General features: G+C 40.8%; 10 protein-coding genes. 2 read left to right on the top strand and 8 right to left on the bottom strand.

The features are described 5' to 3' along the window. Positions 1–149 precede the first annotated feature (149 nt). A complete protein-coding gene (locus tag ACYTXL_RS11175) occupies positions 150–1,334 on the bottom strand; it encodes an alpha/beta hydrolase (RefSeq protein ID WP_461924798.1) in 1,185 nt (394 codons plus the stop codon). Positions 1,335–1,507: 173 nt separating this feature from the next. Here ACYTXL_RS11175 and dprA point away from each other — a divergent pair, with 173 nt between their 5' ends. Then, positions 1,508–2,626, top strand: coding sequence for a DNA-processing protein DprA (gene dprA, locus ACYTXL_RS11170; RefSeq protein ID WP_461924797.1), 1,119 nt, complete (start codon positions 1,508–1,510; stop codon positions 2,624–2,626). 379 nt (positions 2,627–3,005) lie between these two features. Here dprA and ACYTXL_RS11165 read toward each other — a convergent pair whose 3' ends face one another. From ACYTXL_RS11165 to ACYTXL_RS11140, 6 genes are all read right to left on the bottom strand, one after another. Continuing rightward, complete coding sequence (locus ACYTXL_RS11165) at positions 3,006–4,493, bottom strand: serine hydrolase (protein ID WP_461924796.1); 1,488 nt, start codon at positions 4,491–4,493, stop codon at positions 3,006–3,008. Between the two features lie 174 nt (positions 4,494–4,667). Then, positions 4,668–5,408, bottom strand: coding sequence for an RNA methyltransferase (locus tag ACYTXL_RS11160; protein WP_461924795.1), 741 nt, complete (start codon positions 5,406–5,408; stop codon positions 4,668–4,670). A gap of 145 nt (positions 5,409–5,553) precedes the next feature. Then, the gene (locus ACYTXL_RS11155; protein ID WP_461924800.1) at positions 5,554–5,913 is read right to left on the bottom strand and encodes an HNH endonuclease; all 360 of its coding nucleotides are present in this window, start codon (positions 5,911–5,913) and stop codon (positions 5,554–5,556) included. 38 nt (positions 5,914–5,951) lie between these two features. Beyond that, on the bottom strand, positions 5,952–6,293 hold the full coding sequence (locus ACYTXL_RS11150; protein WP_461924794.1) for a hypothetical protein: 342 nt from the start codon (positions 6,291–6,293) through the stop codon (positions 5,952–5,954). Between the two features lie 174 nt (positions 6,294–6,467). Beyond that, entirely contained in the window at positions 6,468–6,800 is a 333-nt protein-coding gene (locus ACYTXL_RS11145; RefSeq protein ID WP_335214031.1) for a low molecular weight protein tyrosine phosphatase family protein, read from the bottom strand. Next, on the bottom strand, positions 6,797–6,985 hold the full coding sequence (locus ACYTXL_RS11140) for a hypothetical protein (protein ID WP_461924793.1): 189 nt from the start codon (positions 6,983–6,985) through the stop codon (positions 6,797–6,799). The genes ACYTXL_RS11145 and ACYTXL_RS11140 overlap by 4 nt, the downstream gene beginning before the upstream one ends. A gap of 562 nt (positions 6,986–7,547) precedes the next feature. Between ACYTXL_RS11140 and ACYTXL_RS11135 the strand changes: the two genes are divergently transcribed. After that, positions 7,548–7,868 (top strand): hypothetical protein, encoded by a 321-nt coding sequence (locus ACYTXL_RS11135; protein ID WP_461924792.1) that lies wholly within the window; start codon positions 7,548–7,550, stop codon positions 7,866–7,868. 24 nt (positions 7,869–7,892) lie between these two features. Here ACYTXL_RS11135 and ACYTXL_RS11130 read toward each other — a convergent pair whose 3' ends face one another. After that, entirely contained in the window at positions 7,893–8,762 is an 870-nt protein-coding gene (locus ACYTXL_RS11130) for a hypothetical protein (RefSeq protein WP_461924791.1), read from the bottom strand. Between the last annotated feature and the right edge of the window lie 20 nt (positions 8,763–8,782).

The raw sequence follows: 8,782 nt of genomic DNA, 5'->3' as shown, positions 1-8,782 counted from the left end.
ACGAGAGCCTTTGGTTACTGGGCTCTCGTGTCGCCCACCCCACAAGTAGTAGTAATTTATTTCTTGGAAGTCCCTAAGAGTAGGCGGACTCGCTAACGTAATTCGTAATTCCCAGATCCCCGACAACTTTTACGAAGTCGGGGATGTACTTACTTACCTAGGATTTGTAATAATGCTTGTCGATAAATTTTTAAACCCTCTGCATTCAGATGGTCGCCATCACTGGTCAAATTTTGTTTAAGGACATTATTCTCATACAATGGTGCTAGTCCTGCTGCTGCAACTGGCACTTTTTCTGTTTCACCAACTTGATTAATCAGAGCATTAATTTGTTCCACTTTAGAAAGTGGGGCTGATACAGTTGGATCTAAGCTTGCTGCAACTGTTGAATAAAAAGCTGGAATGAGAAAAATCTCTTTAGTTCCCATTGTGCGGACAAGTGCGATCGCTTCTTGCAGATTTTTGCGAAACAACTCATCACTAATTCCATACCAGGCATCATTTCCACCGATGGCAATAATGGTTTTTTCACATTTCACCTTGGTAGGAATTAAACTTTTCAGTTGTTCGAGTAATGAGATTGTACTTAGGCCATTTAACCCAAAATTAAAAGTACCACTCCCAAGGGTATTGCCAAGTTCAGCCGAGATAGAATCACCAAATAAGCAACCTGAGAACTGTTTATTTTGGGCGGCGAGTATCTGATATTGTAGTGCAATTTGCCCTAAAGGTGAAGAACTTACCTCGTCTTTCGGCGGCGTATTAACAGAACCAGAAGATAAATTTGCCATGCTGACTAATTTGGAAATTTTTGGCACGTCAAGGACTAGTTGCTTACTAGGATACGCTTCTAGAAAACTGATTACTCCTAGACCTTCTGGTGATTTTGCTGCTAAGATAATCGCAGATCGTAGCGCTTGTATACTGCCTTGATCAGGACGAGCGATCGCGGAGCGTGTTGGAAAGACAGTCGCTTGGGAAGCAAAATATAAAATTTGCTTGCCCATTCCTGTATTTATGAGCTTATCTAAAGCCGCAATATCTAGAGACATTTTCACCTGAAGAGTATCTTGAAACTTCTGTTTCTCTTTAGGGCTGAGATAACCTAAGAAAGATTGCAAATCGGCTGAAACCTTTTGCGTCTCGCCATAGTTGCGTATATCTGCCACCGGGAGCGATTGCTCAAACAAACCGTACCTAACAACAATTTTTTCGGCTGCTAAACTTGGCAATAAACTAAAACAACTATGTAGCAGTAAAAATATTAAGCACCCAGATAGGCATATTAAAAGACGATAGAAATATTTCATCACAGAAAATAATGGAATAGTCAATAGTCAATAGTCAATGGTTAAGGGTCAAGAGTCAAGAGTCAAGAGTCAATATTTAATAGTCAAAGGTTAAACTTTCATGTTTTAAGAAACTTTCCCATTCGCCACTCTGCCTTTATCTCAATAGCCAAACCTAATTTGGGAATACTCAATCTAGTAGGCGTGAGGATAGAACCGTGGTAGAAGAAGGCGCATATTGGCTAGCTTGGGCGCAAATTTCTGGAATTGGCCCGGTATTACTGCGACGGCTGCAACAGCATTTTGGGACGCTGGCAAATGCTTGGAACGCTACCAAGGTACAGTTAGGAGAGGTGGAGGGTTTTGGTTTTCAGACACTAGAAAAAGTAGTACAACAGCGATCGCGCCTACACCCTGAACAGCTATTCACCAAGCACCAGCAGGAAAATTCCCATTTCTGGACACCAGCAGATACCGATTATCCCCGCTTACTGCTGGAAACTCCGAATCCACCGCCAATTTTATACTATCGCGGTGAAGTCGAACTCCAAGAAAATCTCGGACAAAAACCGATGGTTGGGATTGTTGGAACCCGCCAACCCTCAGAATATGGTATCCGTTGGACTCGCCAAATTAGTACAGCTTTGGCTAAAAATGGCTTTACAGTTGTTTCTGGTATGGCAGAGGGAATTGACACAGAAAGCCACATCGCCGCCATGAAAGCAGGTGGACGCACGATCGCAGTTTTGGGGACTGGTGTAGATGTCATTTATCCACATAAAAATCGGGATTTGTACAAGCAAATTTTGACGGCAGGGTTAGTCGTGAGTGAGTACCCCACAAAAACCCCACCCGATCGCACGCACTTTCCCCGTCGCAACCGAATTATTGCAGGCTTAAGCCGCGCCATCCTGGTAATGGAAGCGCCGTTAAAATCTGGTGCCTTAATTACAGCTACCTACGCGAATGAATTTGGTAGAGATGTCTATGCATTACCTGGAAGACTGGACGATCATCCATCCCAAGGGTGCTTAAAGTTACTGAATCAAGGAGCTTCTTTCATCCTCAAAGAACTAGACGAACTGTTAACCATGCTAGGAGCAATACCACAAATTGATGGAGTTGAAGCATCCCCAACAGCCCAACAGTTAAGTTTGCCTGATTTATCGCCAGAATTACAAACGGTAATGAATGCGTTTTCTTGTGATGCTTTACCCTTCGATTTGATTGTCCAACAAACCGGCATGGCTGCTGGCTTAGTTTCCGGTGCCTTGTTACAGTTGGAACTTATGGGTTTAATTTCGCAACTGCCAGGAATGCGGTATCAAAAAAGTTAAGAATTAAAAGCAATAGCTTTGCTAAAATAAGAGCCTATTTTGTCACTTTGGGAGAATATAATCGCCCAAACGTTTACGGGGCTTTAGTTTTCACTTTTTGTCTATAGCAATCTTATCTGATTTGTGAAAATTATCGGTGTCCAGATCCCGACTTCTCAAAGAAGTCGGGGATCTAACTTTTCACGAATGATTTAGGATTGCTATATAAATTTTAGTTTCTGTTAGGAAATAAAGCCTCAAACCTGGATTAAATCAAAATCTCAGAATTTGGCTGAGATTATTGTTTTCTGAGAGTGACTTGCAAGCATTAGTTGACTAGGTTACTATATGCTGCCTTAGTAAATTTTATTGTGGCAACTGCACATTAAAAAATATTAAATTATCTTGGGGGATAATACTGGGGATTCATAATTGGAGATTGATAACCGTTTGTGGGTACAGTGCCTGTCGTACCGTTGGGTGCAGGATTCACAACAGGGGGCTGATAACCATTTGCGGGGATAGTGCTTGGTGTAACAGCATTTTGGCTAAACTCTTGGTAGGCAGCACGAGAAATTGAGCTAATCAGTTTTTCGGCGCGGGGGTCGTTATTAGGGCGTTGTACCATCACAGATGCTATGTAGCGCTTGCCAGTTGGAACAACAATTAAACCTGTATCTGCCAACATTGTGCCAATATCGCCCGTTTTGTGGTATACTCTTGCGCCTGTTCCCAAACCTGATGGTAGCAAAGTGTCTCTTTGGGTGCGACGCAAAATATCGAGCATAAGATCGCGTGATGGCATACTCACTAAATTTCCCTGACTCACAATCGCCATCAAATTCCCCAATTCCTTCGGACTAGTGGTGTTTGTCCCTTGCAAATCGGGGAGTTGATTACGAATTGTTGTATTTGTCAATCCCCAAGTGCGAAAACGTTGGTTTAAAGCATCCATTCCTCCCAATCGCGCAATCAACATATTTGTCGCTGTGTTGTCGCTGATTGTAATCATTTTAGTGGCAACTTCCAGAGCGGCGTATTGGGTTCCGGCTGGTTTGTATTGCAGAGTTCCCGAACCGCCAGCTATGATATCCTGTTGCATGGTCAGCATTTCATCCAGGTGAATTTTCCCGGCATCCACATCCTGGAAAAAGGCAATTAGAACCGGCAGTTTAATTGTGCTAGCCGCTGAAAAACTGGCAGAGCCATTGACATCTACATAATTACCAGTATCTAAATCTAATAAGAAAACTCCGGGTGTAAGATTTGGGTTGGTATTCGCCAAATTTTGCACGGCATTTTTCAAAGGGATAATTTCCTGGGATAGGTAGAGGCTGGAAACTCCGCCTGGGGGAGTTTGGGTAGGCTGTGGCTGCGATCGCACTACATTACTATTAGATTGGGGCACAGAAGTTGTGATAATCCGATTAGCCGGGTCTAATACTGATAACACCGTGCCTACAATTGCACCCATCCCAACACCCACAATCAATAACCGCACAACATACAAGATAGTTTTAGCCATTGGCTTTAACCGCGTCTTCCGCGATGAACGCCGGCCTGTTTTTGGCTTTTCCATGCGTACTGATTTCACCATCACAGCACCTGGTCGGAAGGGAGGAATTTTTCCTTTGACACTAGGTATTGGTTTTACTGCCGATGGCATGACTAACCCTGATTTTACCCTACGTGTAGCACCAGGGATTGTCTGAGGACTGATTTGATTTTTTGGGCGTGTTAGCGCCGCCTGTCGTCCATTCGCACCTTGCTGCTGGCTGTTAGCTTTAACTTTCTTCTGTGCCACTTTTTGAACTTTTTGTGGCTGCTGGCGACGATTTAAGGGTTGACGCCGCGAGAAAGCTTTTAGTTCGTCACTTGATTCTGACACCGTTACTCCTTGTGACCCACTTGGCTTTTTTCTTGCAGACTCCTGACCCAAAACTTGATCTTTTAACAATATTAATACTCAAATTTCACTTTGCCACTCGGTAACATTTTTGTGTTTAGTTTAAGCCATATTAATTATTTTAGGGGAATGATTGCGTACATATTAAACGAATAATTACAAGTTTTCACCATCCCTCTGGTTTTTAAGCGCCCATTCTACCTGCTGCAAAATCCCTCGCAGCATGGCTACTTCCCCTGTTTTCAGGTGAGCGCGATTATACATCTGGCGAAATTTTTCCATGCGACTAGCTGCCGTATGCTGATATACATAACCAATTTTGAGTAATAGTGATTCTAATTGCTGATAGTATCCTTCGAGAACATCTAAAGGTGCAAGTTCAGTTTGGGGTAAGGTCTGAGTTTGAGGTTGTTCTGTACATTGTGACAATTCATAACAGCAGATTGCCACAGCAGTAGCCAAATTTAGGATTAGATAATCTTGGCTTGTGGAAATGCAAACAAACCTCTGTGCATAATTTAATTCTTCATTGCTTAATCCCCGGTCTTCTCTGCCAAAAATTAGTGCTGTGGGTTTTTCTGGTTCCTCCAGTAACCAGGGTAGTGCAGTGCGGGGGTTTTCTAAGGGTGTTTGCAAACTCCGAAAGCGACCAGTGGTAGCGATCGCTCTGACACATCCATGCAATGCTTCTGGTAAGGTTGCCACTAATACCGCAGATTCTAAAATATCCTGACCATGAACAGCCATCATCAAAGCTTCCGATGATAGTGGATCGCATTGGGGATTTACTAATACTAAATTATATAGCCCAAAATTTTTCATGACTCTGGCGATCGCGCCGATATTTATCGGACCTGCTGGTTCTACCAACACAATTCTTAATCCAGCCAAGCCCATTTTTTGCCTCCTGCGATCGCACCGAATGATATTTTTAGGTTAATTCTCAGCATTGTGTGTTCTGCTGAAAAGTAACATAACATCATTGTAACGAGAGTAAGTAAATACCCACGGCACTTCTGAACAGTGACTTAGACTTCTTTATTCAGCGCAATCTCCGCCGTTCAGCTAGTCGTTCGTCGCTATTTATTTGTAGCAATCTAATTGTTGTACGTCCTGGAGGCGTTAATCCTAGCAGAGCGAGTTCTGAAAAGGTGAAGTGTTCACCCCATTTTTGGGTGCGTGGGTTAAACAGAAAACTAAAAGCCCCTGTTTCTGGATCAAACGATCCTAAGTCAGTGCCTTTGTGACGGTTACACCGCCAGCAGGTAAGTGCTAAATTATCAACATTCGTTGCACCGCCGTGCTTTTGGGCAATAACATGAGCGATTTCATGGGGGAAAAAGGTAACTGCTGCGGGTAACTGACAATACTCACATCTGTAATTTGCGCGTTCTTCTACCAGTCGGCGAAGATTAACCGGAATATAGGTTCCACTTACGGTTAAGTGGTCAAATAAGATAAGTTACCTGCTTTAATCATCACAACTAAGTGTTCAATACGTTCATACTCATCTAGTTCTTTCAACTCTGTGGGTGTGAGTTCACCTGCGTTACTGCGTGTTAACAATGTACGCAACCGTTCTTGCATTTCAGGGGTGGGTTTAAATTCAGCAATTTGTTCAGGAGTGGGGTTGCTGGCCAGAAAATCCAGGATATATCGGTAAACTTGTGCTGGTACAGCTGGTTGTTGGAGGCTCAGAGCAAGTAATTCAGGTAAGCGATCGCCTACTTGTGCTAGTTTTTTAGATAGTTCTTCTGATACTTCCAGGGTGATTTTCGGCATGGTGCGCTTTCCAGAAGTGTGACCTTCTCCCTATTGTAAATGCGGCAAGACTGGCAGAGTGAACTACCCCGCCGTCAGACAGATGTAGCTCTTCCAATTCATTGGCAATAGCCTCCAGTACTCTGTAGTTCTAATCGTAATCTCCTGCGGCAGTATTAAAAGCTTCTTGAATATTCATTTTTTAATTTTTAATAAAGGTAGAACTTTCTGTTTTAACAATTCAATTAAAGCTGGTTCCATATACTCATAATCATCTGGTATATCTAAACAGATAATTCTTTTATCTTTCAGCAAAGGCTGAAAGTTTTTCGATAGTTTATTTTTATGGGATTTTTCCATTACAAAGATAATATCAGCCCAGATAATAGCCTCTGTTGATAATGGTACTTCAGCATAGCGATCTAAACCTGCGGAGTCTGTTTCAAGTCCTTCATATTCAGAAAACACAGCCTCGGCGGTGGGACTTCGCAGTTTATTCTGGCTACAGATAAATAAGAGCTTTTTCATTGAGCAGCTTCTTGCCGATCTAATTCCAAAAAAAGTTCTTCTGCATTCCAAACCAAATCTTCATTTGACAAATATGGAAAGTCCAAATGTCTGACCCTTTTTAAAATCTCCAGAGCTATTTCCAGTCTCTCTAACTCTGGCAGACGATCAAAGGTGCTTAATAATTCTTCTACTGGAGCAGCCATGACTCTCTTCATTAGACACCCCAATAGCATAGCACGATCCTATATAAACGTTCTGTGAGATGAGATTGCTCTACAGACAAGTCTTCAAATTATTCAACGAGCGCATCTGACGAGCGATCGCACCACAGACAACCCCAAAACTATGTCAAGTAGAAGCGCTCGCATCTGTTTAGCTTCAGAAAGTTGCATTAGAATTTGGTGTTTATTCTTAGACAATAAAAATCAGTCAAGGGAAGATCTAGCTTCCGCGATCTGAAAAGGTCAGACCTCTTGACTGCTAACTATATTATAAGCTGTTATATCTCTAACATAAAAATTTTACTACAATAGATTCCTTATTTCAGGACTTACACCACCAGCAGATAAGTAAGTGGGTCAAATTAAATATAAAACCTTTCTAATGATGACTCAGTTTTAGTGTTTCGAGATAAAGTTAAAAAACTAGATTTAGTCAGCATTACTACGTTAGGATCTCCTTTATTGTTTCTCAAAGAAATGCTAGATATTGATTTTTCTATTGTTAATTCTGTGATAGAACAATCTATTAGTAAAAACTCTGGTAATGATTATAAACTCAGATGAATGGATAAATATCATCCATTCATCTGACTTAGTTGCTTATCCTTTAAAAGCCGCTATAGAAAATGAAATAAGTTCTCATTTACTCTTTTGTCATCAGTATGTCTGGCAAGATGCTAACGGAACTGAACTAACATTAAGAAATATGGGTCAATCAGATATGGCAATGGTTATTGCTGCTGAAGATGCTCATTCTTCATATTTCTATGATAATTTAGATGGAGCGATAACGGCACGTATTATTACTTATAATTTGTTAGGAGAGACAAACAAACTTTTAGAGAGGTGTGTAAATCCAAAGTAAATATTAAAATTTGTCATTATGATGTTAGAAACAATCAAAATTACTGCTTTTGTCAGCATCAGCTTTGTTTATTAGCCTTAGACAAGCATGAATAGTTGCTAGATAGTAATAAAACATCCAGCTGTACCAAATAGCTTGATCAAAATCTGTTTTCTGTTTTTCGTTATGATGACGGATACCAAAGTTGTTAGCAATATTGAACAAATCGCTCTCATCCTGAGAATTGATTACCTTCTTAATTCTAGTTTTGAGGAATTCTAATACATCTACTAAGTCTCTGATAGCATCATGTCTATCATTGAGAGATGAACGATAGCGCCTAAATTTAAGAATCGCTGCTTCTATTCTTTTTTCAACATTTTCTGGTTCATCCGTGGGTAGATTTGCTTCAAAAAGTGTCTCTAGTCCCTGTTCTCCTAGTTCTAATATTTCACCGATTTCAGAAAGTTCATAGCCATCTTTATATTCGGAAATAATCTCATTTATTTTATCTCGAAATTCTTTTTGACCAAGTTCTTTATCAAAGATATTGTAGTGCCAACCACAATCATTCCACTTATGCTCAAAACCATCTATAGGCTTGGATATCCAATCGTGTAATAATTCAATTACATCGAAGAAATCATCTTCACTATAGTTTAAGCACTTATTTTGGATTGGCCATAAGTTAGGCTTTCGCAAAGCTCTAAACATTTGAGCTTCCATATCACTCCCTAATTTCCCTAAAACTTTTCCATCATCTATACATTCATAACCGAAAGCCTCTTGAAAATAATCGTTTGACATAAATTCTAAATATATGTCTCGAAATAGACGACTAAGCATCGACAAATCCAAACTAATAACTTCGGGATTTTTGCCTATACGTGCAGAATAATATTGCCGATTAACCATATTACTTTTTGGAATAGCTT

The organism is Nostoc sp. (assembly GCF_054880495.1).
This window is presented reverse-complemented; position numbering and strand designations above follow the sequence as displayed.

What these genes read in the sequence shown, in the direction of transcription:
- ACYTXL_RS11160 (WP_461924795.1), bottom strand. Translation starts at nt 5,408, where the DNA reads ATGGGCTTGGCTGGATTAAGAATTGTGTTGGTAGAACCAGCAGGTCCG.
- ACYTXL_RS11150 (WP_461924794.1), bottom strand. Translation starts at nt 6,293, where the DNA reads ATGCCGAAAATCACCCTGGAAGTATCAGAAGAACTATCTAAAAAACTA.
- ACYTXL_RS11145 (WP_335214031.1), bottom strand. Translation starts at nt 6,800, where the DNA reads ATGAAAAAGCTCTTATTTATCTGTAGCCAGAATAAACTGCGAAGTCCC.
- ACYTXL_RS11140 (WP_461924793.1), bottom strand. Translation starts at nt 6,985, where the DNA reads ATGGCTGCTCCAGTAGAAGAATTATTAAGCACCTTTGATCGTCTGCCA.
- ACYTXL_RS11135 (WP_461924792.1), top strand. Translation starts at nt 7,548, where the DNA reads ATGATTATAAACTCAGATGAATGGATAAATATCATCCATTCATCTGAC.
- ACYTXL_RS11130 (WP_461924791.1), bottom strand. Translation starts at nt 8,762, where the DNA reads ATGGTTAATCGGCAATATTATTCTGCACGTATAGGCAAAAATCCCGAA.